This window comes from Rhizobium sp. BK049, assembly GCF_014193135.1.
In the GTDB taxonomy this organism is placed as follows: domain Bacteria; phylum Pseudomonadota; class Alphaproteobacteria; order Rhizobiales; family Rhizobiaceae; genus Rhizobium.
Window position 1 is genome coordinate 198497 of record NZ_JACHYV010000001.1, and the last position, 23478, is coordinate 221974.

Below are 23478 nucleotides of genomic sequence, written 5' to 3' on the forward strand. Positions count from 1 at the left end.
TCCTCAGCGGTGCAGCCACATACGCAGAGCCGACAGGAGTTGCTCGGTGTTGACGGGCTTTGCCAGGTAGTCCGACGCGCCCGCTTCCAGGCATTTCTCCCGGTCACCCTTCATCGCCTTAGCCGTCAGCGCCAGGATCGGCAGCCGTCGGAAGCGGGGCTCCGAGCGGATCACCTGCATCGTCTCGTAACCGTCCATCCCGGGCATCATGATATCCATCAGCACGATCGCCACCGAGGGCTCGGTGTTGATGACCTCGATTGCCTCGCTACCCGTCGTCGCGGTCAGCACCTTCATGCCGCGACGTTCGAGAACGCTGCTCAGCGCAAAGATGTTGCGGGCATCATCGTCGACGAGCAACACGGTCTCGCCGACGAGATCCTCGTCCGAGCTGTGCAGTTCCTGCAGCGTCGCCTGCTTTGCCGCCGGCAGGTCGGCGACCACCCGGTGCAGGAACAAGGCCGTTTCGTCGAGCAGCCGCTCGGGCGACTCCACGCCCTTCACCACGACGCTGCGCGCCATGCTGTGCAGCGTGGCGTCTTCCTCGGGCGAAAGCTCCCGGCCGGTGAACACGACGACCGGGACTTCGGCGATCTCGGCGTCGTCGCGGATCTGCTCGAGCACTTCGAAGCCGGACATGTCAGGCAGCGTGAGGTCGAGCACGACGCAGTCGGCCGAGCCCTGCCGGAGAACCGTGAGCGCCTCCGACCCGGAGCCGACGCTTGTTATGTCGATGTCATCGTGCCCAAGAAGGGCGGTGACGCTCATGCGCTCGGCTTCGTTGTCTTCCACCAGCAGCAGCTGTTTGCGGCGCGGCTCGGCATAAGCCTTCAGCCGCGACAGCGCCTTGCCGAGACCTTCCGGCGTTGTCGGCTTGCTCATGAAGGCGAAGGCGCCGCGAGTCAGCCCGTGCTGGCGGTCCTCGTCGAGGCTGATGATCTGCACCGGAATGTGTCGCGTCTGCGAATTCTGCTTGAGCTGGCTCAGCACCGTCCAGCCGAGCATGTCGGGCAGGAAGATGTCGAGCGAAATCGCCGACGGCCTGTATTCCTGTGCAAGAACAAGCGCATCGCTGCCGCGCATCGCGACCAACACCTTGAAGCCGTTGTCGCGGGCGAGATCGACGAGGACGCGGGCATAATGCGCATCGTCTTCGACGACGAGCAGCACGGAGTCGCCGGGCTCGATCCGGTGGCGGTCGTCCGCGACATGTTCGGCGGGTTTCTCAGCCCGGCGGGCAGCCGCCTCGGCGAATTCAACGACATTCGCCGCTGCCGGAGCCGACTTCGGCGCGACCGCGCCGGCGCCGACATAGGTGAGCGGCAGGTAAAGCACGAAGGTGCTGCCGACACCCGGCGTGCTGCGCAGCTGGATCTCGCCGCCGAGCAGGTTTGCCAGTTCGCGGCTGATGGCGAGCCCCAGGCCGGTGCCGCCATATTTGCGGCTGGTCGAGGCGTCCGCCTGCTGGAACGCCTCGAAGATGATGCGCTGCTTCTCAGGCGGAATGCCGATACCGGTATCGATCACTTCAAAGGCGATGACCGATGGCGCATGCCGGAGCGAAGGATGCTCCGGCGACCAGCCGCTCGCCGCCGAGGCGACGCGAAGTGTGATGCCGCCCTGCGCGGTGAATTTGAAGGCGTTCGACAGCAGGTTCTTGAGGATCTGCTGAAGCCGCTTCGAATCCGTAATGATGCTCTTCGTCACATCGGCGCCGACCTCGATCGCGAAGGACAGGTTGCGGTTTTCCGCCTCGTGCCGGAATGGCCGCGCCATCACTTCGAGCAGATTGCTGACAAAGATCTCCTCGGCATCGACCGAGACCGTACCGGACTCGATCTTCGACAGATCAAGAATATCGCTGATGAGGTTAAGCAGATCGGTGCCGGCGCCGTGGATGGTCTTTGCGAATTCGACCTGCTTTGCCGAGAGGTTGCCGTCGGGGTTCTCGCCAAGCTGCTGGCCGAGGATAAGGATCGAATTCAACGGCGTGCGCAATTCATGCGACATGTTGGCGAGGAATTCGGATTTGTACTTCGAGGTGAGAGCAAGCTCCGTCGCCTTTTCCTCGAGCGCGCGGCGGGCCTGCTCGATTTCCTGGTTCTTCGCCTCGACTTCGACGTTGCGTTCCTCGAGCTGCTGCGCCTTCTGGCCGAGCTGCTCGTTGGTCTGTTGCAACTCGCGCTGCTGCGTCTGCAGTTCGGCCGCGAGCTGCTGCGACTGCTTGAGCAGGCCTTCGGTCTGCATGGTCGCTTCGATCGAGTTGAGAACGATGCCGATCGACGTCGTCAGCTGGTCGAGGAAGGAAAGCTGCAACTCGGTGAATTCACCTGCAGAGGCAAGCTCGATCACCGCCTTCACCTGCCCCTCGAAATGCACCGGCAGGACGATCGCGCTTCGCGGCAGCGTCGTGAACACGCCCGAGCTGATCGGCACGACATTGTCGGGAAGATCGGTGACGAGGATGCGGCGGGCGTCGCTGGCGCATTGGCCGACGAGGCCTTGGCCGAAGTCGAGCCGCAGCGGATGCGCCGCTTCGACGCCCTGCGCATAAACGGAGAGCAGGGACAGGAACGGCTGCTCTTCGTCGGCGTCCACTTGGTAGATGACGCCCTGATGCGCGCCGACCAGCGGCGCCAGCTCCGAAAGCAGCATCTTGCCGACCAGCGTCAGGTCGCGCTGCCCCTGCAGCATGTTGGTGAAGCGCGCCAGATTTGTCTTCAGCCAGTCCTGCTCGGTATTACGCTCCGTCGTCAGGCGCAGGTTGTCGATCATCGTGTTGATGTTGTCCTTGAGCTCGGCCACTTCGCCGCGCGCATCGACCTTGATCGACCGCGTCAGGTCGCCCTTGGTGACGGCGGTGGCGACCTCGGCGATGGCGCGCACCTGCGTCGTCAGATTGGCGGCAAGCAGGTTGACGTTGCCGGTCAGATCCTTCCACGTTCCCGCGGTACCGGGAACATTCGCCTGACCGCCGAGGCGGCCTTCGACGCCGACTTCGCGCGCCACCGTGGTCACCTGATCGGCGAAGGTCGCAAGCGTGTTGGTCATGTTGTTGATCGTCTCGGCAAGGGCTGCCACCTCGCCCTTCGAGGCGACGGTGAGGTTCTGCTTCAGGTCGCCGTTTGCGACCGCCGTCACCACCTTGACGATGCCGCGCACCTGTTCGGTGAGGTTGGCGGCCATGACGTTGACGGTGTCGGTCAGATCTTTCCAGGTGCCGGCCACACCGGGCACCTGCGCCTGACCGCCGAGCTTGCCTTCGGTGCCGACTTCGCGGGCGACACGTGTGACTTCGCCGGCGAAGGCGTTCAGCTGGTCCACCATCGTATTGATCGTGTTCTTCAGTTCGAGGATTTCCCCCTTCACGTCGACGGTGATCTTGCGCGAGAGGTCGCCGCGCGCCACGGCGGTCGTCACTTCGGCGATGTTGCGAACCTGCGTCGTCAGATTGGCGGCGAGCAGGTTGACGTTGTCGGTCAGGTCCTTCCAGGTGCCGGCGACGCCGGGAACGACGGCCTGGCCGCCCAGCCGGCCATCGGTGCCGACTTCGCGGGCGACACGCGTCACTTCGCCGGCGAAGGAGCGAAGCTGGTCGACCATAGTATTCAGCGTGTCCTTCAAGAGCAGGATCTCGCCGCGCACATCGACGGTGATCTTGCGCGACAGGTCGCCATTGGCGATCGCAGTCGCCACCTCGGCGATGTTTCGCACCTGCGCCGTCAGGTTGCCCGCCATGGAGTTGACACTGTCGGTCAGATCCTTCCAGGTGCCGGCAACGCCTGGTACCTGCGCCTGGCCGCCGAGCTTGCCTTCGGTGCCGACTTCGCGGGCAACACGCGTGACTTCGCCGGCGAAAGCGTTCAGCTGGTCCACCATGGTATTGATGGTGTTCTTCAGCTCAAGGATTTCCCCCTTCACGTCGACAGTGATCTTGCGTGAGAGGTCGCCGCGCGCCACGGCGGTCGTGACTTCGGCGATGTTGCGCACCTGACCGGTGAGGTTCGAGGCCATGGAGTTGACGTTTTCGGTCAGATCCTTCCAGGTCCCGGCCACACCAGGCACCTGCGCCTGACCGCCGAGCTTGCCTTCGGTGCCGACCTCTCGGGCCACACGCGTCACCTCGGAGGCGAAGCGGTTCAGCTGATCCACCATGGTGTTCAGCGTTTCCTTGAGCTCGAGGATTTCGCCCGAGACCGACACCGTGATCTTCTTCGACAGGTCGCCATTGGCGATCGCCGTGGAGACTTCGGCGATGTTGCGCACCTGCGCCGTCAGGTTGCCGGCCATGGAATTGACGCTGTCGGTCAGGTCCTTCCAGGTGCCGGCCACGCCAAGCACGTTGGCCTGGCCGCCGAGCCGGCCTTCGGTGCCGACTTCACGTGCGACGCGCGTGACCTCGCCGGCAAAGCCGTTCAACTGGTCGACCATCGTATTGATGGTTTCCTTCAGTTCGAGGATTTCGCCCGACACCGGAACGGTGATCTTCTTCGAAAGGTCGCCCTGGGCGACGGCGGTCGCGACTTCTGCGATATTGCGCACCTGGCCGGTCAGGTTGGAGGCCATGGAATTGACGCTGTCGGTCAGGTCCTTCCAGGTGCCGGCCACGCCGCGCACGTTGGCCTGGCCGCCAAGCCGGCCTTCCGTGCCGACTTCGCGCGCCACGCGCGTCACTTCCGAAGCGAAGGCGTTCAGCTGGTCGACCATCGTGTTGATGGTTTCCTTCAGTTCGAGAATTTCGCCCTTCACGTCGACGGTGATCTTCTTCGACAGGTCGCCATTGGCGATGGCTGTGGAGACTTCCGCGATATTACGCACCTGCGCCGTCAGGTTGCCGCCCATCGAGTTGACGTTTTCGGTCAGGTCCTTCCAGGTGCCGGCGACGCCACGTACGTTCGCCTGACCGCCGAGCCGGCCTTCCGTTCCCACTTCGCGGGCGACACGCGTCACCTCCGAGGCAAAGGCGTTCAGCTGATCGACCATCGTATTAATGGTTTCCTTCAGCTCGAGGATTTCGCCCGAAACCGTCACCGTGATCTTCTTCGACAGGTCGCCATTGGCGATCGCGGTGGAAACTTCGGCGATGTTGCGCACCTGCGCCGTCAGATTCGAGGCCATCGAATTGACGTTGTCCGTCAGGTCCTTCCAGGTGCCGGCCACGCCAGGCACCTGCGCCTGGCCGCCAAGGCGGCCTTCGGTGCCGACTTCACGCGCCACACGCGTCACCTCGCCGGCAAAGCCGTTCAACTGATCCACCATCGTGTTGATGGTTTCCTTGAGCTCCAGAATTTCACCCGAAACGTCGACGGTGATCTTGCGCGAGAGGTCGCCGCGCGCAACCGCCGTCGTCACCTGCGCGATGTTGCGCACCTGGGCGGTGAGGTTGCCGCACATCGCGTTGACCGAGTCGGTCAGGTCCTTCCAGGTGCCGGCGACGCCCGGCACCAGCGCTTGGCCGCCAAGCTTGCCTTCGGTTCCGACCTCACGGGCGACGCGCGTCACTTCGGAAGCGAAGGAGCGCAGCTGATCGACCATGGTGTTGATCGCTTCCTTCAGCTGCAGGATCTCGCCGCGCACGTCGACGGTAATCTTCTTGGAGAGGTCGCCGTTAGCGACCGCGATCGTCACCTCCGCGATGTTGCGCACCTGCGCCGTCAGGTTCGACGCCATCGAGTTGACGCTTTCAGTCAAGTCCTTCCAGACGCCCGTCACCTCGGGCACCTGCGCCTGGCCACCGAGCTTGCCGTCAGTGCCGACTTCGCGGGCAACGCGCGTCACCTCCGAGGTGAAGACGCTGAGCTGCTTGATCATCGTGTTGACGATATCGGCCGAGCGCAGGAATTCGCCCTTCAACGCCCGCCCGTCGACATCGAGCGGCACGGTCTGCAAGAGATCGCCTTTGGCTACCGCGGTGATCGTGCGGGTGACCGCCGTGGTCGGCCACAGGAGATCGTCGATCAGGCCATTGATCGAGCCTTCCATTTCCGACCATGAACCATCCGACAGGCCGAAGCGCACCCTGGTACTTGTCCGCCCGTCGCGGCCGACGACCTGGCCGACATGTTCGAGCTGCCGGGCCATGCGCTGATTGGCGGCGATGATGTCGTTCAGCGCATCGGCGACTTTGCCGGTCACGCCGGTCAGGTCAGAGCGCATCCGCACGGAAAAGTCGCCGCGCCTGACCGCGACCAGCACTTCTAAAAGGGCGCTGGCATCGTCGTACGCCATGCTTTTGTGGTCGTACCCGTTGATGCTCTCAGCAGCAGCGTCGTCGCGCGAAAATTCACCGGTTTGCGTGCTCACGAAATCCCCCCTGTTCGACAGAGGGTAATTAGTGCTCGACTGGAAAAAGGCTATGGGTGTGCCGCAGGGTTGCAGAGGTAGGCCTAACCCAGTGTCGAGGGCCAAACTTTGCCGGCGTGGGAACAGTTTCCCGCTGGCCGTCGTTTCCGTCCTGACAAGGAGAACGACATGTCGAACGTCTCAAGGACAGGGAAAGACGAGATCAACAATGCGACCAGCCCGACGACCTTCGGAAAGTCGGTCGAGAGCCAAGCGCAGATGCAGGATGCCGCGGCGGAGGCATCGTCCGAAACCGGCGGCGAGGTGCTGAACATCTACCGGCTTGAGCCGATCGCCAAACCCGACGATCCCAGATGGGGCAATGCGCCCAATCACGGCGCCATCGTCGTCGCCGCCCGGACGCCGGGCGATGCCAGAATCGTTGCCGCGGCACGCGAGCTCGATTTCATGGAAGTCGATGCGGCGCCTGCCGAAGATGTCACCACGGCCAATGCCAGCGCCTTTCGTGACGACAAACTCTACACCGTGATCGAGATCGATCGGGACAGACGTGATATAAAGCGGGGTATTCTAGACGGCACGGTCTCGGTCGACACAATCCGGCCGGTCGAACAGGACTAGAAATCCTTTCTTCACCCGGGAGTTCTCATGAATCCCGCCAATCTGCAGCTCAAGGGCCTGATCATGGCAATGGCCTCGATATGCGACGCGATCGTCGAAAAGGAATTGCTTACGCGCGCGGAAATCGATGCCGCGCTCTCGAAAGCCAAAAGGGCTATCGAGGAGGACGACGACCATGAGCTCTCCGGCGCCAACCTGGCGGCAATCCTATTTCCAATCCGTGTGCTGCAGCTTGCCGGCGAGGCCGGCAGCAAAGGCGAAGGGGCGACATTTTCGGATTATGCCAAGCTCGTGGGCAAGCTCAGCTGACCATGTTCCAAGGCTTTTCTCTCGATTCCGTCGACGTCGGACCGGGTTCGCTTCGCGTCCGACACGGCGGATCAGGACCAGCCGTTCTTCTCCTCCACGGCCATCCCAGGACGCATATGACCTGGGGGAAGGTGGCGGAGCTGCTGGCGCCCGACTACACGGTCGTCTGCCCCGACCTTCCCGGCTTCGGCCGCTCCTACCAGCCGGCCGATGCTCCCGACAGCAGCAACTCTTCGAAGCGCGCCAAGGCTGAAGCGCTGGTCGCGCTGATGCGGCGACTGGGGCACGAAAACTTCGCGGTGGTCGGCCACGACCGCGGAAGCCTGACTGCCTTCCGCATGGCGATGGACCATCCCGATCGCGTGCAGAAACTCGTCATCGCCGACGGCATCCCCGTTATCGAGCATCTCGAACGCGCCGACTGGAAATTTGCCCGGGACTGGTACCACTGGTTCTTCTTCGCTCAGCCGGAAAAGCCGGAGCGGGCGATCATGGCCGATCCCTTGGCATGGTACGACAAACTCTCGCCTGAACTGATGGGAAGGCCGGCCTATGACGACCTTATCGACATTATCCACGATCCAGCCGTGATCCACGGGATGATCGAGGATTACCGCGCCGGCCTCAGTATCGACCACCGCCACGACCGCGAGGACCGCGATACCGGCCGGAAAGTGATCTGCCCCATGCTGTGCCTCTGGTCGTTGCGCGACGATATGGAACAGATCTACGGCGATCCCGTCGCTATCTGGCGAAACTGGGCCGAGGACGTGCGCGGCTTCGGCATCGACAGCGGCCATCACGTGGCCGAGGAGAACCCACAAGCTCTCTCCCAGGCGATCCGGAAGTTTCTCGAAAACGATAGTGATAGTATCTGGACTTAGGACATGGTCTGGCAGGCGAGCTAACTGGGCGCAGTGTCCAGCACCGTCGATTTTTGCGATAAGTTGATCCATTTGGTCTTGTTTTCCTGCGCCTCCTGTGGCTATACCCCCGCCCATAAACTCACGCACCGGGATTTCTACAGTGATCAGCTTTAAATCACTTCTGGCCGCCTGCGGCCTCTCCGCTCTGATCGGCCTTGCCGCGGCTCCGTCATTCGCCGGCTCGACCACCTACCCGCTGACGCTCGAAAACTGCGGCGCTGAGGTGACCTTCAAGAAGGCGCCCGAGCGGGCGATCGGGCTTGGCCAGAACAGCGCGGAAATCCTTCTGTTGCTCGGCCTTCAAGACAAGATGGTCGGCACCGCCTTCTGGCCGAGCAGGGTTCTGCCGCAGCTCGCCGAGGCAAATGCCAAGGTCAAGCTTCTCACCGTCGAAATGCCGACCTTCGAGTCGATGCTCGCGGAAAATCCCGATTTCGTGGCGGTGGCCTTGCCAAGCCTGGTCGGCCCCAACAGCAAGATCGCCAAGCGCGAGGATTTCGACAAGGTCGGCGTCTCAACCTACCTCTCGCCGAGCACCTGCCTCAGCACCAAGGACGTCAAGGACCAGTACGGCAGCCGCCGCGAGTTGTGGAACATGGATCTTCTCTACAAGGAGATCGACGAACTCTCTCAGATTTTCGATGTCGCCGATCGGGGCCAGGCGCTGATCGCCGATTTCAAGGCGCGTGAAGCCAAGCTTCGCGGGAGCGTTGCCGAGGACGGCCAGAACCTGTCCTACGTCTTCTGGTTTTCCAGCCCCAGCCCGTCGGCCGACGCCTATGTTGGTGGTAAAAACAGCGCCTCCGGCTTCATCGCCGATCTGCTCGGCGGACATAATGCGATCACCGCCGACGCAGAATGGCCGACCGTCGGCTGGGAAGGCATCATCGCCTCCAACCCCGACGTCATCGTCGTCGCCAGCCTCGACCGCAACCGCTGGGAGCTCGACAAGCCCGAAGCCAAGATCAACTTCCTGAACTCCGATCCGGCCGTCAGCCAGATTCCTGCCGTCAAGAATAAGGCGCTCGTCGTGATGGACGGCCAGGCGATGAACCCAACCATCCGCACGATCTACGGGGCCGAACAGGTGGCCGCACAGCTGAAGGCCCTCGGTCTCCTGAAGTGACCGACGCAGGCCGTCTCTTCCGGCAGCTGGGAGCAGTCATCGCACTGCTCCTGGCTTCCCTTTGCCTCATCGCTGTCGCCATCGGCGTCAGCGTCGGGATCGGCGACCTGCCGATCCCGCTCGCGACCACCTTCTCGGCCGTTACCAACCGGCTCGGCTGGACCGCTGTCGAGCTGAACCGCATCCATGAGACTGTCATCTGGGATTATCGCCTGAGCCGCGCGCTCGTCGCCGCCTTCTGCGGCGCGGGACTGGCGCTGTCTGGCGCCATCATGCAGTCGCTGCTGCGCAATCCGCTCGCCGAACCCTATGTGCTCGGCATTTCGGCCGGCGCCTCCACCGGTGCCGTTGCGATCGTCATTTTAGGCGTCGGCGCGGGCGCCGTATCGCTTTCGGCAGGCGCCTTCGCCGGCGCCTTCGCGGCCTTCTTCTTTGTGGCGCTGCTGTCGAACGGCACGCGCGGCGGCGCGGACCGAACCATCCTTGCCGGTGTCGCCGCCTCGCAGCTCTTCAACGCTTCGACCTCCTATATCGTCACCACGTCGGCCAATGCGCAGCAGGCCCGCGACGTGATGTTCTGGCTGCTCGGCAGCTTCAGCGGCGTGCGCTGGCCGGAATTTGCGCTGGTCTCGATCGTCGTCGGCTTCGGCCTCGCCGCCTGCCTGCTCTACGCCCGCGTGCTCGACGCCTTCGCTTTCGGCGATGAGGCGGCATCCTCGCTCGGCGTCAATGTCAGCCGCGCCAGAATGGCGCTCTTCGCACTGACGGCGATGATGACGGCCACGATCGTCAGCATGGTGGGTTCGATCGGCTTCGTCGGCCTCGTCGTGCCGCATGTCGCCCGTTTCGTGGTCGGGCCGCTTCATATCCGTCTTCTGCCGGCCTGCGCCATATCAGGCGCAATCTTCATGGTGCTCGCCGACATCGCCGCGCGTGCCCTCATTCCCAACCAGATCCTGCCGATCGGAGTCGTAACGGCGCTGGTCGGCGTGCCCTTCTTCTCGATCATCCTCTACCGGTTCCAGCGCGCGTCATGAGCATCAAGGCCGACAACCTCACCTGGAAAATTGGCAGCAAGACCATTCTGGACGGCGTCTCCATGGAGGCGCAGCCCGGCCGGATGCTCGGCTTGCTCGGACCGAACGGCTCGGGCAAGACCTCGCTGCTGCGGCTTCTCGCGGGCCTGAAGCGGCCGCATTCCGGCCGCGTCACACTCGACCGGAGCGATATCGGCACGATCAGCCGCCGCTCGATCGCCCGGCGTATCGCCTTCGTCGAGCAGCACGCAACGACGAACGCCAATCTCAAGGTCGTCGACGTCGTCAAGCTCGGCCGTTTCCCGCACCGGTCGATGTTCTCCGGCTGGACGAAGGCCGACGAAGAGGCGGTCGAGGCAGCGCTCGCCCGCGCCGGCATGGCCGAAAAGCGCAACGATCGCTGGCAGAGCCTATCGGGCGGCGAAAAGCAGCGCACCCACATCGCCAGGGCGCTTGCCCAGTCGCCGCAGGAACTCATCCTCGACGAACCGACAAACCATCTCGACATTCAGCACCAGATCGGCCTGATGCGGCTCGTTTCCGGCCTGCCGATCACCAGCATCGTCGCCCTGCACGATCTCAACCATGCCGCCATGTTCTGCGACGAGCTTGCTATCATGCAGCAGGGCCGGATCGTCGCGTCAGGCGCGCCAGAGGATGTGCTTAGCGAGGCGCTGCTGCGCGAGGTCTTTTCGGTCGAAGCCCGCATCGAAGCCTCCCCCCATCATTCGCGCCCGCATATCCACTATCTCAGGTGAGAACGGCCGCTCTCACGTCACGATCTGCAGCGGCAAAGCGGTCGTCTTTTTAATCGTCTTGAGGACGATGCTCGATTTGACCGACGCCAGATTGTCGGTGAGCCGGATCATTCTTTCGAGAAACTGGCTGAGATGGTCGAGGTCACGCGTCATGACCTTCATCAGAAAGTCGGCGTCGCCTGTCTGCGAGTAACATTCCAGGATCTCCGGCGCAGTCTCGATGAAGCGATGGAGCCGCTCGTTTCCGCCTTCGGTATGGGCTCGAAGGCTGACGAGCGTATGTGCGACGACGGTGAAACCCAGTTTCACCGGATTGAGGATAGCGACGACGCTCTGGATATATTGCTCTTTGCGAAGTCTTTCCAAACGGCGCGCGCATTGAGTGGCGGACAGGTTGACCTTCTGGGACAACTCGCCCTGCGTCATCTCGCTGTTTTGCTGGAGGGCGGTGAGCAATTTGATATCGAACGGATCAAGCATGACCATCACTCCAGACGGTGATTTTCTGCACATTATAGGCCGCTTCCGCCGATTGTCTGCACGATCGCGGACTCCAGGGGTGAAAATCGCAGAAATTCGCCGTGACAGTTCAGTTAATCTCCAGCCACAATGCAAAAGCGAGGTGGAACTGTGTTTGACCAACTGAACAGCCGGCCGGCCGATAGCCTGCTCGCCCTCATCAAGGCCTTCCAGGCCGACGATCGTGCCGGAAAGATCGACCTCGGCGTCGGCGTCTATCGCGATGGCATGGGACGCACGCCCGTCATGCGGGCCGTCAAGGCGGCGGAGCAGTTTCTCCTGGAGACCCAGGGCAGCAAGAAATACCTCGGCCCCGAAGGCGATCTGCAATTCGTGCGCCTGCTTGAGCCGATCATCTTCGGCAACGCGCCGAAATTCGCCCAACGGCTCGCCGGTATTCAAACGCCCGGCGGCAGCGGCGCGCTCCGTCTCGGCGCGGAGCTCATTCAAACGGCAAACCCATCAGCAAAGGTTTTTTTGGGAACGCCGAGCTGGCCCAACCATGCACCGATTTTCGCTTCGGCACGCTTGGGCGTGAAGGAATACGCCTTCGTGGACCTGACTTCACAGCAGGTGACATTCGACAGCTTCGTCTCCGCCTTGTCTTCCGCCGGGGAAGGCGACGTCGTGCTGCTTCACGGTTGCTGCCATAACCCAACTGGCATCGATTTCACCATCGAGCAGTGGCGAAAGATTACCGACCTCCTCGTTGCGCACAGGCTGGTGCCCTTCATCGATCTTGCCTATCAGGGGCTCGGCGACGGCCTCGAACAGGATGCCGCCCCGACACGCATGATCCTCGATGCGGTCGACGAGGCGCTGATCGCCTATTCCTGCGACAAGAACTTCGGCCTCTATCGCGAACGCGTCGGCGCACTTTATGTCGCGGCTCGCAATGCCGATGACGTCAGAAAGGCGGAAAGCAACATGGCGGCGCTTGCCCGCGTCAACTGGTCCATGCCGCCGGATCATGGGGCTGCCGTCGTCAGGGCCATTCTCGAAAGCGCAGAAATGACGGCAATGTGGCGCGCCGAACTCGAAGAAATGTGCGAGCGCATCAACGGCAATCGCACGGCGCTGGCTGCTGCCTCGACCGAACTGGCCTTCATCAGCCGGCAGCGCGGCCTGTTTTCCAATCTCTCCATGCGCAAGGAAACGGCGATCGCGCTCAGGGCAAACCATGGCATCTACATGGCGGATTCCGGCCGCATGAATCTTGCCGGCATGCAGCCCGCCGATGCCGGCGCCATCGTCGCCGCGCTCAGGGCCGAAGGCTGCCTGAAGTCATAAATCAACACTCCGTTGGAGCCTCCGAATGAGCAGGAAAGAAACGACCGGCCAGGCGATCACCCGATCGCTTGTCGCCCATGGGATCGACACGGTCTTCGGCATCCCCGGCGCTCATATGTATGATTTCAACGATGCGCTTTATGACGCCGGCGACAAGATCCGGTTCATCCACACCAGGCATGAACAGGGCGCGGCCTATATGGCCTACGGCTATGCCAAATCCACCGGCCGGATCGGCGCCTATACCGTCGTGCCCGGCCCGGGTGTTCTCAATTCGGGCGCGGCCCTCTGCACCGCTTACGGCGCCAACGCGCCGGTGCTCTGCGTCACCGGCAACATCATGTCGCACCTCATCGGCCGAGGCAGAGGACAGCTGCACGAACTGCCGGATCAACTCGTGACAATGCGTGGGATTACCAAGACGGCGGAACGCATCAATCACCAGTCCGAAGCCGGTGTCATCATGGCGGGGGTCGTCGCCAAGATGCTATCCGGCCGCCAGGGCCCGGGAGCGGTTGAAGCCCCTTGGGACGTGTTCGGACAATCCGGCCCTGAAATCGACATTCCCATTGGCGCGAGAGCGCCTCATCCGGCAATCAATCCCGATCAGATCGCCGCCGCGGCGGCGCTGATATCAAGCGCCAGTAATCCGATGATCATGGTTGGCGGTGGCGCGGCGGATGCCGGCGCGGATATCGCCGCGCTTGCGGACCTGCTGCAGGCACCGGTGACATCGCATCGCTCCGGCAAGGGCATCGTCCCCGACGACCATCCGAACTATCTGAATTTCGTCGCCGCCTATGAATATTGGAAGAAGGTCGACGTGCTGATCGGGGTCGGCAGCCGGCTCGAATTGCAGTTCATGCGCTGGAAGTGGCTTCCCAAGGGGCTCAAGATCATCCGCATCGATATCGATCCGACCGAAATGGTCCGCCTCAAGCCGGATGTCGGTATCGTCGCGGACGCCAGGGATGGAACGAAGGCGCTGATCGATGCGCTGGCCGGTTCCGGCCGCGAGGATCGCACACGTGAATTTGCCGAACTCAATGAAGAGGCAAGGTCTCGTTTTTCGGCGGTGCAGCCGCAGCTTGGCTATCTCGAAGCCATTCGCGAGGCCCTGCCGAGAGACGGCTTCTTCGTCGAGGAAGTCAGCCAGATGGGCTTTACCGCCCGCTTTGCCTTCCCGACCTACGGTCCTCGTCAATATGTGACATGCGGCTATCAGGACAATCTCGGTTTCGGCTTCAACACCGCCTTGGGCGTGAAAGTCGCCCATCCCGACAAAGTCGTGATCTCCGTTTCGGGTGATGGCGGCTTCATGTTCGGCGTTCAGGAGCTTGCCACCGCCCTCCAGCACAGGATCGCCGTCGTCGCCATCGTGTTCAACAATTCCGCCTATGGCAATGTGCTGCGCGACCAGAAGCAGACCTATAAGGGCCGCATTCTCGGTTCGGATCTGACCAATCCCGATTTCGTCGCACTCGGCGAAAGCTTCGGCATCCGATCCTTCAAGGCGACGAGCCCCGGCGAATTAAGGGACGTGCTGGAGAAAGCCCTTGCACTCGACGAGCCCGTCCTCATCGAAGTTCCAGTTGAAAAGGGATCGGAGGCAAGCCCCTGGCCCTTCATCCATCCGGCTCCGCACGAATGACCGGAAGGAGGCGAAACCCTATCAAGGCGACTTAAGAAAGATCGTCGCAAGCGGCGGCAGCGTCAGCGAGAGCGAATGCGGCCTCCCGTGGGCAGATACTGGTTCGCTCGACACTGCGCCATTGACGAGGCCCGAGCCGCCATATTCGCCCGCATCCGTCGTGATCTTCTCGATCCAAACGCCATCCTGCGGGACGCCGATCCTATAGCCATAGCGCGGCACCGGCGTGAAATTCGAGACGACGAGCACCGACGAGGAGCGGTCAGGGGCATAACGCAGCATGCCGAGGACGGAATTCACGGCGTCATCAGCCGCCGCCCATTCGAAGCCTTGGTGATGGAAATCGCCAAACTGCAAGGCCGGCTCGTCTTTGTAAAAGCCGTTCAGATCCTTGACCAGCCGCTGGATTCCTGCATGCGCGGGCCGATCCAGCACATCCCAGCTCACCGAAGCGTCATGGTTCCACTCGCCGGGTTGAGCGATCTCGCTTCCCATGAATAACAGCTTCTTGCCGGGATGGCCCCACATGAAGGCGAGGTAACTGCGCAGGTTGGCGAACTTCTGCCACTCGTCGCCGGGCATCTTGCCGAGCAGCGAGCCCTTTCCGTAGACCACCTCGTCGTGCGAAATCGGCAGAATGAAGCGTTCGGAATAGGCATAGATCATGCCGAAGGTCATCGTGCCGTGGTGGTAACTCCGGTAAACCGGATCCTTCTCGATATAGCTCAGGCTGTCATGCATCCAGCCCATGTTCCACTTCATGTCGAAGCCGAGCCCACCCTCTTCCGGCGGTTTGGTGACGCCGGGCCAGGCGGTCGACTCCTCTGCGATTGTCATCGCATGCGGGCAGCGCTCATGGACGATGCTGTTCAGGTGCTTGAAGAATTCCACCGCTTCCAGATTTTCGCGGCCGCCATACCGGTTGGGAATCCATTCCCCCTCGTTGCGGCTGTAGTCGCGGTAGAGCATCGAGGCGACGGCATCGACGCGCAATCCGTCGATATGGTAGCGTTCGAGCCATTCGAGCGCGCTGGCGATCAGGAAGCCTTTCACCTCATTGCGACCGAGATTGTAGATCAGCGTGTTCCAGTCGCGATGAAAGCCCTCACGCGGATCCTCGTGTTCGTAGAGCGCGGTGCCGTCGAAGCGGGCGAGCCCCCAGACGTCGGTGGGAAAATGCGCCGGCACCCAATCGAGGATGACGCCGATCCCGGCGCCATGGCAGCGGTCGATAAAATAGGCGAGATCCTCAGGCGTGCCATAACGGCCGGTCGGGGCGAAGAGGCCTAGCGGCTGATATCCCCAGGAGCCGCCGAAGGGGTGCTCCATGATCGGCAGCAGCTCGATATGGGTGAATCCCATCTCGCGAACATAGGGAACGAGCCGCTGGCTGAGCTCGACCCAGTCGAGCGACCGCCCGCCATTCTCCCGCAGCCAGGACCCGGCATGCACCTCGTAGACGGAGATCGGCCCTTCCAGTCTTTGCTGCCGCGACCGGCCCTTCATCCAATTGTCATCAGTCCATCGAAATCGCGTCGAGGATGCGACGATCGAAGCGGTGGACGGGGCGGCTTCGCTCGCTCTCGCCACCGGATCGGCTTTCTGCGGCAAGCAGTTTCCATGCGGATCGATGATCTCGAACTTGTATCTCTCGCCAGGCGCCAGCCGTGGCACGAACAGCTCCCAGACGCCCGCCGGCTGCCTTAGCCGCATTGGGTTTCGTCGCCCGTCCCAGGCGTTGAAATCGCCGACAACTGAAACGCGGCGGGCATTCGGCGCCCAGACGGCGAAGCGGACGCCCGCGACGTCGTCGACCGACATTTCGACCGCGCCGAGCGTCCGGCTTAGGCTGTAATGGGTGCCCTCGGAGATCAGGTGGAGATCGAGTTCTCCGAGCAGAAGCCCGAAGCTATAGGGGTCCTCGGTTATCTGCTCGCCATCCGGCCACGTGATCCGCAACCGGTAGGGCATCCTCGAACCCATCGCCGCCGCAAACAGGCCGGAGGGGTGAGCGATGCTGAAGGGTGTCACCACCCTGCCGCTAGCCGCTTCGATGAGATCGACGCCTTCGGCACCCGGCAGATAGACGCGCACGATCGTCATGCCGCCGCTTTCATGCGGACCGAGGATCGAGAAGGGATCGCCGTGGCGTCCCTCGATCAGGGCCCAGAGCGCATCATGCCCGATGCCGGCGAGAAGTTCGGAGCGTTCAACATTCATGCCTCGACCCTCGCCAAGCGCGATACGATTTCGGCAAGGCCGGCAAGCGGGATCGGCAGCCACTTCGGCCTGATGCGGGCCTCATAGGCGATTTCATAGGCTGCCTTTTCGAGAAGAAAGGCATCGAGAATCCTCCGTCTTTGTTCGGTCGGCATGGCGAGCGCCCTCGATACGGAGACCGCCTGCCAATAGGCATCGAGAAAAGCCTCTTCGGCATTGCGCCCGAAACGCGCGATCGCGTCCCGGCGCACCTCGTTTTCGTGTTCGGTGACCGCGTCATTGTCGAGCTGGGCAGTGGCGACGAGATAGCTCAGCGATCTCAAAAGCCCGGCGACGTCGCGGAGCGGAACTGTCTTGGCGCGGCGTTCGGCGAGATTTTTGGCGGGCTCGCCTTCGAAGTCAATAATGACGGCGTCACCCTCGCTGACCAGGATTTGGCCAAGATGGAAGTCGCCATGGGTGCGCGTCATCAGCGCGCCGCGGGCGCTCTCCGCCAGACGCGCGCCAAGCTCGATGAGTTCGGAACGGCGCTCCAGAAGCGGGCGGGCGAGTTGATCGATCGCGGGCTCGGCATTTTCCTCGCGTTCTGCCAGTTTCGACATGGCATAAGCGACTTCGCCCGCCACCGCCTTCTTGATCGCCTCGACCTCATCGTTGCCGGCGACGACAGGGCTGAAAGCCTCGTCCGCATTTTCACCGGACAGCACGACGTGCAATTCGCCAAGCCTCATGCCGACCATGGCAACGAAGTTGATCAGCGGCTGAAAGACATCGTCGCCGGGCTCGACCGCCGGATCGTTCAACACGAGCTCGTCGGCCGCGCGGCGCAGATTGTTCAGCATCCAGTTCCAGGCGTCGCCCTGGTTGCGGATCGCACCCTGGACGATGATCAAGGTCGAGCGGCGGCCGCTGGAATCGGTGTGGGCTACTTCGCCAAGCAACGGCGCGGTATGGTCGTAACCCGCGCAGGTCAGAAACCGCGTCATTTCGACCTCCGGATGGACGCCGGGGAAGATGTGCCGGATTAGCTTGATCATGGCGACGTCGCCGACGATCAGCGAACTGTTGGATTGCTCGGCCGAGAGCCAATGAACCGGCATGTCGTCGGTAACCTGCAGGCGGTCGAGTCGCTCGGTGCCGAGAAATTCGAGGGTGCCGGTACGCCCGGTAATGCGCGAGCGGTCGGCCAGCCCGCGCAAGATGCCGCGCGCCATCGGCTCGATCGCGAACCCATCCGTCAGGAAGCCGACCCGCCTGCCCTGACGAACCCGCCCGAGGGCGAGCTGCTGCGTCAGAGCGGAGGGTTGCGCATCATCCCAGGCGACCGCCAGCGGCAACTGATAGGACTCGCTATGATCCGGCAGATCCACCTCCAATTCGCCGAGAACGATCCCCTCGGCATAGGGGATCGGCGTTGCCGAGATCAGCCGAGCCGCCTGAAGCGGCTGGTCCTTCGCCCCGAACCAGCGCCGCTTGGCGAGATAGGCGGGTAGAATTTCGTTGCTGAGGACGCGTCCCAACCGCGGCTCATCGACCAGGTCGAGCAGACCGCGGCGGATCACCATCGTCACGAGATCGGGAAGCTGTTCGGGTGGAGCAGTGCGCCATGCCGGCGGATCGGCATCGGCCTCCAGCTGAAACCAGAAGAAGCCATAGGGCGGCAGTGTCAAGAGATAGGTCAGTTGCCCGATCGGTGGAAAGGGCGACATGCCCGTTAGTTCGATCGGCACGCGGCCCTCAAAAGCCGAGAGGTCGAGCTCGACCGCCTGGGGCAGTCGCGAGAGGTTTGCGACGCACATCAGCGTCTCGCCGTTATATTCCCTGAGATAGGCCAGGATCTTGCGGTTCTCAGGCGACAGGAAACGCAGCGATCCCCGTCCGAAGGCCGGATGCCGGCCACGCAACGCCAGCATCTTTCGCGTCCAGTTGAGCAGCGAATGCGCGTCGGTGCTCTGGGCTTCGACATTGACGGCCTCGAAACCGTAGAGCGGATCGGCGATCAGCGGAAGGACGAGGCGCGCCGGATCCGTCCGGGAGAAGCCGCCGTTGCGGTCGGGCGACCATTGCATCGGCGTCCGCACCCCGTCGCGGTCGCCGAGATAGATGTTGTCGCCCATACCGATCTCATCGCCATAATAGATCACGGGCGTTCCCGGCATTGACAGAAGCAGCGCGTTCATCAGCTCTATGCGCCGGCGGTCCCGCTCCATCAGCGGCGCCAGGCGCCGCCTGATGCCGAGATTGATGCGGGCGCGCTTGTCGGATGCATAGGTCTCCCACAGATAGTCCCGCTCCGCGTCGGTGACCATCTCAAGCGTCAGCTCGTCATGATTGCGCAGGAAGATCGCCCACTGGCAATTCTCCGGGATTTCAGGCGTCTGACGCAGGATGTCGGTGATCGGGAAGCGGTCTTCCTTGGCGATCGCCATATACATGCGCGGCATCAGCGGGAAGTGGAACGCCATGTGGCATTCATCGCCTTCGCCGAAATATTCCCGCGTGTCCTCGGGCCACTGATTGGCCTCCGCAAGCAGCATCACGCCGGGATGAGTGGCGTCGAGAGCGGCACGGATGCGCTTGAGGATCGCATGGGTCTCGGGAAGATTTTCGTTGATCGTCCCCTCGCGCTCGACGAGGTAGGGAATTGCGTCGAGGCGGAAACCGTCGATGCCGGTCTCCAGCCAGAACCGCATCACCTTCAGCAGTTCCTCCATAACCAGCGGGCTGTCGAAATTGAGATCGGGCTGGTGAGAATAGAAGCGGTGCCAATAATAGGCGCCGGCGACCGAATCCCACGTCCAGTTCGATTTCTCCGTATCGAGGAAGATGATGCGCGTTTCCGGGAACTTCTGGTCGCTATCTGACCAGACATAGAAATCCCGCTCCGGCGATCCCGCAGGTGCATGGCGTGCGCGCTGGAACCAGGGATGCTGGTCGGAGGTATGGTTGATGACGAGCTCGATAATGACGCGGATATTTCGCTGATGGGCGGCGTCAACAAAGGCGCGAAAATCCTCCATGGTCCCGTAATCCGGGCTGACATTGCCGTAGTCGGCAATGTCGTATCCGTCGTCGCGGCGCGGTGAGGGAAAGAAAGGCAAAAGCCAGATGGCGTTGACGCCGAGCGCTGCGATGTGATCGAGCTTCTGGTGCAGTCCGGCAAAATCGCCGACACCATCGCCATTGGCGTCGTAGAACGACTTGATGTGCAACTGATAGATGATCGCATCCTTGTACCAGAGCAGCGGGTCGACGCTACCGGGATTCATCGTGTCCATTCATGCCTCCGCTGCGCGAACGCGCCAGATCGCAAAGGGCAGGGTCTGAGGATTGAAACTCACTCTCTGCCATTTGCTGTTCCACCTGAACCGGTGCCCCGTGACCAAATCCTCGGCGTCGAGCGCGCCGCCGTCCCCAAGCCCCCATTTCCACAGAGGCAGCTCGACATTGCTCTCCTGAAAATTGTGGGGATCGAGGCTGATCGCGATCAGCAGGACATTGTCGCGGGCGCGGCTCGCCTTCTCGAAGAACAGGATATTGTCATTCCACGCGTTCAGCAGCGTCAGCCCGAGATGCGAATGCAGCGCGGTGTTTTCGTTCCGGATGCGGTTCAACATCCGGATTTCGGCGATGATGTTGCCCGGCCTGTCGTAATCCCAGGCGCGAATCTCGTATTTCTCACTGTCGGCATATTCCTTGCGCTTGGCATCGGGACGCCCCTCGCAGAGTTCGAAGCCGTTATAGACGCCCCACAGTCCGGAAAGCGTCGCGGCTAATGCCGCGCGGATCAGAAAGGCCGGGCGCGGCGCGTTCTGCAGAAAATCCGGATTGATGTCATGGGTATTGACGAAGAAATGCGGGCGGAAGAATTCCTTCGGCGCCGTCTCGGTGAGCTCCCGCATATATTGCTCGAGCTCCCACTTGGTATTGCGCCAGGTGAAATAGGTATAGGACTGGGAGAAGCCGATCTTCGCCAACCGGTACATGACCTTCGGCTTGGTGAAGGCTTCCGACAGGAAGACGACCTCGGGATGGCGCGCCCTGATATCGCCGATCAGCCATTCCCAGAACGGGAAGGGCTTGGTGTGCGGATTGTCGACCCGAAACAGCTTGACGCCCTGGTCGACCCAAAGCTGGACAATATCCCTAAGTTCCACCCACAGAGAGGGCAGCGCGTCTTTCGTATAGAAATCGACATTGACGATGTCCTCGTATTTTTTCGGCGGGTTCTCCGCATATTTGATCGTGCCATCGGGCCTCCAGTCGAACCAGCCGGGATGTTCCGTCAGCCAGGGATGATCCGGCGAAGCCTGGATTGCAAGATCGAGTGCGATCTCCAGCCCATGCCGGCCCGCCTCCTCGACCAGCCGGCCGAAATCCTCGAAATCGCCAAGCTCTGGATGAATTGCGTCATGGCCGCCCTCCTTGGAGCCGATGGCATAAGGACTTCCCGGATCGCCGGGTGCTGCCTTCAGGCTGTTGTTGCGCCCCTTCCGGTTGGTCGTTCCAATCGGATGAATCGGCGGGAAATAGAGCACGTCGAAGCCCATGCCGCGGATATCCGGCAGTCTCGGGATGACGTCGTCAAAGGTCCCGTGCCGGTTCGGATCGCCGCTTTGCGAACGCGGGAAGATCTGGTACCAGCTGGCGAAGGCCGCCGACTTGCGTTCGGCATCGACGGCGCTTGCCGTGGAGCGAAGCCGGAAAGGCCGCTTATCGGCCCGTTTCATCAACTCGGCTGTCTCGGGGTCGAGCAAGATCGCCGTGCGCTCGGCATCGGAAGCGTTTTCAAGACTGTCGATGAGCGCCTGCAACTCTGCGCCGAGTGCCGCCTGCGCTTCGGCTTTTGCGGCGCGGACGAGGTCCAATCCTTCCTGCAGCTCCAGTTTCAGGTCCAGCCTGGCATCGTTCTTCTTGGTCAGCTCGTAGCGGAAGATCGCGAACGGGTTCTTCCACGCTTCGACCGCGAATTCATAGCGCCCGACGCGTTCCAGCAGGAATTCGGCACGCCAGCGGTCGTTCTCGACCAACTGCATCTCCGTCTCGTTCCACTCCGCCATGGCATCGTGCGGCCGCCAGAGCAGCACGGCGGCGATCGGGTCGTGGCCGTCGGCGAATATATCGGCCTCGACTGTGACGGTTTCGCCGACGACACGCTTTACGGGAAATCGTCCGTCATCGACCCGAGGCATGATGTTTTCGATGGCAAGCCGCGGCGAAGCGATTGCCTGCTCAACGTCGATAGCTGGCCGGGATGCGATCGGCTCGGGCGCTTTGGCTTCGATGATCCGCATTTCCCCTGCCCGCAAGCGCAGGACCGCATCGGCGGCGACGGGAAGATAACCGGAGGCAGCTTCGCGAAGGGCCGTCATTGGTGCGGAAGCGCTTCTCCTGAGGTCCTTGTTAATCAGGACGAACCGCACATTCGATGCGCTGCGAAGATCCTGCTCCTCGGATTGCACAAGCGCCGAAACCGGCCCATTGGCGTTGCGGATCAGGCGAAGCGATGGAGCGCGCGCGTGGCCGGACCTGCCGATCTCGGCATTGGCGACGCGTATTTCGGAGGAGATGTCGAAGGCGAGATCATGGCGCAGCCTCCGCAGCCCGGAACCATCGCCATGGGTCGGATCGAGCGGTGTCGCCGCACCATATTCGAAACCGATCGGAACCATGAGACCACCGCCGAGCGAGGCGGCAAGCCGCAGCGCTCTGACGGCACGCCGCTCGAGGATTTCACGGCTCTCGGACCCATGCGCGATCCGCCTGGCAAAGGGCGGTTCGGGAAAGGCAACCTGCCAGCCGAGCGCCTCCTGGACGCGGTGCTCCTCGACGAACCATCTCTCGTCGAGATCCCACCAGGCCATCGATGAAAAACAGCCTGAAAAGCCTACATCTGCGATCGCTCTTCTTACCGCAAAATCGGTGCCGGGCGTCCAGGCGAGAAATTGAGCGTCAGCCTTCTCGCGCACCGCAGCGATCAGCGATTTGAAAAGCGACGGTGCGGCGCGATCAATCCCGAGCACTCGGTAGCCGGAGAGGCCGAGTCCGGACAGCCGCCATAGCCGTTCGGTCCACACTCCCAACAAACGCAATTGCCGCTCGGACCCGATCGTGTTCATCGGCTCCGCCGGATCGAGCGGCGAGCGTCGAGGATCGACCGGACGAAAGCCGGCTTGCGCATCGCCGACTTTCCCGTCGAGCATCAGGTCCATCATCAGGCCGACGCCGCTCTTCTCCGCGGCCTCCACCAAGCGCGATAGCCCATCATCGACCGCGCTCCCGAGCTGCAGGTCAGGATCGAGGCGATCGAAGTCCCGGGAGGTAAAGACGCTGCAGTCCCCGCCCCGCTCGAAGAGCGGCGCGGTCAGAACATAATCAAAGCCGGTATCCGCCGCATGGCCGAAAACCTCACGCCATGCATCGATACCTTGGAGAAGTAGCGGGTTGACATAATAGATCCGGGGTGGGGTGCTGAAAGCACCCTGCTTCGCAGAGAGTAACATCGGCCGCCGCCTCGAGTTGCTTTTCAGGCAAACTTCCTTTGGCGGAGGTTGTTCCACTCAAACCGTCAATTCACGGCTGCATGGGGCATGCGGGACGGGAGACGACATCATCAGCCAGGTCGTCGCGCTCAACGAGAGAAGGAAGTCCTGGGATTTGCCGGTAGAGATATTGCCGCCATGCGCTAAAAGATCCTCCGACTGTTTCCAATCCGGAA

13 protein-coding genes are annotated in these 23478 nt (G+C 62.2%); 8 read left to right on the forward strand and 5 right to left on the reverse strand.

All coding sequences use genetic code 11. From position 1 onward, the window contains the following. Positions 1-3: 3 nt before the first annotated feature. Positions 4-6303, reverse strand: a complete 6300-nt coding sequence (locus FHT70_RS00990) for a HAMP domain-containing protein (protein WP_097600555.1) — start codon at positions 6301-6303, stop codon at positions 4-6. A 168-nt stretch (positions 6304-6471) separates the two neighbouring features. On the opposite strand from FHT70_RS00990, the gene FHT70_RS00995 reads away from it, so the two are divergent. The 6 genes from FHT70_RS00995 (at position 6472) to FHT70_RS01020 (ending at position 11080) form a co-directional block, all read left to right on the forward strand. Beyond that, on the forward strand, positions 6472-6924 hold the full coding sequence (locus tag FHT70_RS00995) for a hypothetical protein (RefSeq protein WP_183698366.1): 453 nt from the start codon (positions 6472-6474) through the stop codon (positions 6922-6924). Positions 6925-6951: 27 nt separating this feature from the next. Further along, positions 6952-7233 (forward strand): hypothetical protein, encoded by a 282-nt coding sequence (locus FHT70_RS01000; protein ID WP_183698367.1) that lies wholly within the window; start codon positions 6952-6954, stop codon positions 7231-7233. A 2-nt stretch (positions 7234-7235) separates the two neighbouring features. Next, positions 7236-8117, forward strand: coding sequence for an alpha/beta hydrolase (locus tag FHT70_RS01005; protein WP_183698368.1), 882 nt, complete (start codon positions 7236-7238; stop codon positions 8115-8117). A gap of 142 nt (positions 8118-8259) precedes the next feature. Further along, positions 8260-9285, forward strand: a complete 1026-nt coding sequence (locus FHT70_RS01010; RefSeq protein WP_183698369.1) for an ABC transporter substrate-binding protein — start codon at positions 8260-8262, stop codon at positions 9283-9285. After that, positions 9282-10322, forward strand: a complete 1041-nt coding sequence (locus FHT70_RS01015) for an iron chelate uptake ABC transporter family permease subunit (protein WP_183698370.1) — start codon at positions 9282-9284, stop codon at positions 10320-10322. The genes FHT70_RS01010 and FHT70_RS01015 overlap by 4 nt, the downstream gene beginning before the upstream one ends. Continuing rightward, entirely contained in the window at positions 10319-11080 is a 762-nt protein-coding gene (locus tag FHT70_RS01020) for an ABC transporter ATP-binding protein (protein WP_183698371.1), read from the forward strand. The genes FHT70_RS01015 and FHT70_RS01020 overlap by 4 nt, the downstream gene beginning before the upstream one ends. A gap of 12 nt (positions 11081-11092) precedes the next feature. Here the strand turns inward: FHT70_RS01020 and FHT70_RS01025 are convergent, their stop codons facing one another. Continuing rightward, positions 11093-11560 (reverse strand): Lrp/AsnC family transcriptional regulator, encoded by a 468-nt coding sequence (locus FHT70_RS01025; protein ID WP_183698372.1) that lies wholly within the window; start codon positions 11558-11560, stop codon positions 11093-11095. A gap of 150 nt (positions 11561-11710) precedes the next feature. Here FHT70_RS01025 and FHT70_RS01030 point away from each other — a divergent pair, with 150 nt between their 5' ends. Both FHT70_RS01030 and FHT70_RS01035 read left to right on the forward strand, forming a co-directional pair. Further along, positions 11711-12889 carry an amino acid aminotransferase gene (locus tag FHT70_RS01030; protein WP_183698373.1) on the forward strand — a complete coding sequence of 393 codons (1179 nt, stop codon included), beginning with the start codon at positions 11711-11713 and terminating at the stop codon, positions 12887-12889. Positions 12890-12914: 25 nt separating this feature from the next. After that, positions 12915-14540, forward strand: coding sequence for a thiamine pyrophosphate-dependent enzyme (locus tag FHT70_RS01035; RefSeq protein WP_183698374.1), 1626 nt, complete (start codon positions 12915-12917; stop codon positions 14538-14540). A 21-nt stretch (positions 14541-14561) separates the two neighbouring features. On the opposite strand, the gene glgB is transcribed toward FHT70_RS01035, so the two are convergent. Genes glgB through FHT70_RS01050 form a run of 3 tightly spaced genes read right to left on the reverse strand, consistent with a single transcriptional unit; the run spans position 14562 to position 23263 of the window. Continuing rightward, positions 14562-16760, reverse strand: a complete 2199-nt coding sequence (glgB, locus tag FHT70_RS01040) for a 1,4-alpha-glucan branching protein GlgB (RefSeq protein WP_183698375.1) — start codon at positions 16758-16760, stop codon at positions 14562-14564. Further along, entirely contained in the window at positions 16757-20038 is a 3282-nt protein-coding gene (gene treS / locus FHT70_RS01045; RefSeq protein WP_183698376.1) for a maltose alpha-D-glucosyltransferase, read from the reverse strand. The genes glgB and treS overlap by 4 nt, the downstream gene beginning before the upstream one ends. Further along, positions 20039-23263 (reverse strand): alpha-1,4-glucan--maltose-1-phosphate maltosyltransferase, encoded by a 3225-nt coding sequence (locus tag FHT70_RS01050; RefSeq protein WP_183698377.1) that lies wholly within the window; start codon positions 23261-23263, stop codon positions 20039-20041. Positions 23264-23478: the final 215 nt, after the last annotated feature.

Bases quoted from the DNA above. Each gene is read 5' to 3' on its own strand.
- FHT70_RS01020 (WP_183698371.1), top strand. From the start codon at position 10,319: ATGAGCATCAAGGCCGACAACCTCACCTGGAAAATTGGCAGCAAGACC.
- FHT70_RS01005 (WP_183698368.1), top strand. From the start codon at position 7,236: ATGTTCCAAGGCTTTTCTCTCGATTCCGTCGACGTCGGACCGGGTTCG.
- FHT70_RS01035 (WP_183698374.1), top strand. From the start codon at position 12,915: ATGAGCAGGAAAGAAACGACCGGCCAGGCGATCACCCGATCGCTTGTC.
- glgB (WP_183698375.1), bottom strand. From the start codon at position 16,760: ATGAATGTTGAACGCTCCGAACTTCTCGCCGGCATCGGGCATGATGCG.
- treS (WP_183698376.1), bottom strand. From the start codon at position 20,038: ATGGACACGATGAATCCCGGTAGCGTCGACCCGCTGCTCTGGTACAAG.
- FHT70_RS01025 (WP_183698372.1), bottom strand. From the start codon at position 11,560: ATGCTTGATCCGTTCGATATCAAATTGCTCACCGCCCTCCAGCAAAAC.
- FHT70_RS00995 (WP_183698366.1), top strand. From the start codon at position 6,472: ATGTCGAACGTCTCAAGGACAGGGAAAGACGAGATCAACAATGCGACC.
- FHT70_RS01050 (WP_183698377.1), bottom strand. From the start codon at position 23,263: ATGTTACTCTCTGCGAAGCAGGGTGCTTTCAGCACCCCACCCCGGATC.
- FHT70_RS01000 (WP_183698367.1), top strand. From the start codon at position 6,952: ATGAATCCCGCCAATCTGCAGCTCAAGGGCCTGATCATGGCAATGGCC.